This window comes from Mesorhizobium sp. LEGMi-168a, from assembly GCF_058312955.1.
Map to the genome: position 1 here is coordinate 1 of NZ_JBZEGV010000085.1, position 1,730 is coordinate 1,730.

1 protein-coding gene is annotated in these 1,730 nt (G+C 62.7%); it reads left to right on the forward strand.

Going from position 1 to position 1,730, the window contains the following annotated elements; all coding sequences use genetic code 11:
* The first annotated feature begins 127 nt into the window (after positions 1-127).
* On the forward strand, positions 128-1,168 hold the full coding sequence (locus AC4FWB_RS33985; RefSeq protein WP_491030582.1) for an IS110 family RNA-guided transposase: 1,041 nt from the start codon (positions 128-130) through the stop codon (positions 1,166-1,168).
* The last annotated feature ends 562 nt before the right edge of the window (positions 1,169-1,730 follow it).

Sequence of the window (1,730 nt, forward strand, 5' to 3'; positions counted from 1 at the left end):
GAGGACGGCGGTCTCCGAGAACCGGAGCGGAGCGTACTTGAAGTACGTGTTGGGGTGGACGGCCCCCGACGGCATCGTGATGTGCCAGAATGAGGTCGTTGAAGATCTCAAGCAAGGGAGACCGTCCGTGGATAAACTTATTCGCATTGGCATGGATACGTCAAAGAGCGTTTTCCAGCTGCATGGGGTGAATGAAGCCGAACAGCCTGTGTTGCGCAAGAAGCTGCGGCGCAATCAGGTGCTCGCCTTCTTTGCGGGGCTCCCGCCACTGAAGGTTGGCATGGAGGCCTGTGGCGCGGCGCATTACTGGGCGCGGGAGTTGCGCGCGTTGGGTCATGAGGTATTGCTAATGCCGGCGCAGCACGTGAAGCCCTATGTCCAGCGCTCCAAATCGGATGCGGCCGATGCCGATGCGACCTGTGAAGCGATGAACCGGCCCCGCATGCGTTTCGTTGCCGTCAAGAGCGCCGATCAGCAAGCAGCGCAGATGCTGGCGAAGCTGCGAGCGCAGTTCATCGACCGGCGCACGCAGCTCTCCAATTCGATCCGCGGCTTTGCGGCGGAGTTCGGCCTGATCTCACCCAAGGGACTTTCCCGGCTCGGCGATCTTTTGGCCGACATTCGCGCCGACGCGACGATCCCGGAAACGGCCAGGGACATGTTCGAGACGCTGGCGCGCGATTACGCCCACATCAGTGCCGAGGTTGCCGTGCTCGATGAAAAGCTGCTTGCACTTCATAGGCACAATGAAGTGAGCCGGCGCTTGGCCACCATACCGGCAGTCGGCCCTGTTGGAGCGACGTTGCTGGCCATCAAGGTTACGGATGCACATGGCTTCAAGTCGGGTCGCGACTTTGCCGCCTGGCTCGGACTGACGCCGAAGAACCATTCGACAGCAGGCAAAAACAGGCTTGGGGTGATTACCCGCGCCGGCGACGAGATGCTGCGAAGCGTGCTGGTGGCGGGCGCCACCGCGCTCATCCAGCACATGCGACGGGCAAGCAAACGGGTCTGGCCATGGCTGACGGCCTTGATCGCGCGCAAGCCCGCCAAGCTTGCGGCGGTGGCGCTGGCCAACAAGCTGGCCCGCATCGCCTGGAAGCTGATGGTCACCGGTGAGCATTACCGCCCCCTCGGCGCCACCGATCCGGTGCCTGTGCAGCCGTGAGAGCATTAAGAGTTCGGTGCCGAGCGCAGGCTCGACGCTGAGGCCGGAACTTGCAAGCGAGGAGAAGATGGTGTGACCGGTCGAACCGGGACGAGCGAGACACTCCGAGGTGCTCACTGGCAGTCAATGTCGTGTACGTGTTTGGAACTCGCTTTCCGTGAAGCCCATCTAGGCCCGCGCTCAGATATCCGCGCGCAAAAGGCCGGACATATGAGCGCAAGCGATCCGATCAAATCATCTCCAGCCAAAGCCTTGCAAGCAGGGGGCCGTCCACATATGAGCACCGGCCTACGCCGGCCGTAGCCTTAACTCCCACGCCACTCTGATGTCATGGATGCTTCGGCCGGCGAAGGCCGGAGGCGCAGGACCGAGCCATTCGCAGGCTGGCATCACCTGAATATCAGCCGCCTATCTCGGCAGCGTGTAGGCCATCACGTAGTCGCCAGGCTTCGTGCCGACTGAACCATGGCCACCGGCAACGATGACCACGAACTGGCGGCCGTCGGCGACCGTGTAGGTCATCGGCGTCGACTGCCCGCCGGCCGGCAGCCTTGCCTGCCAG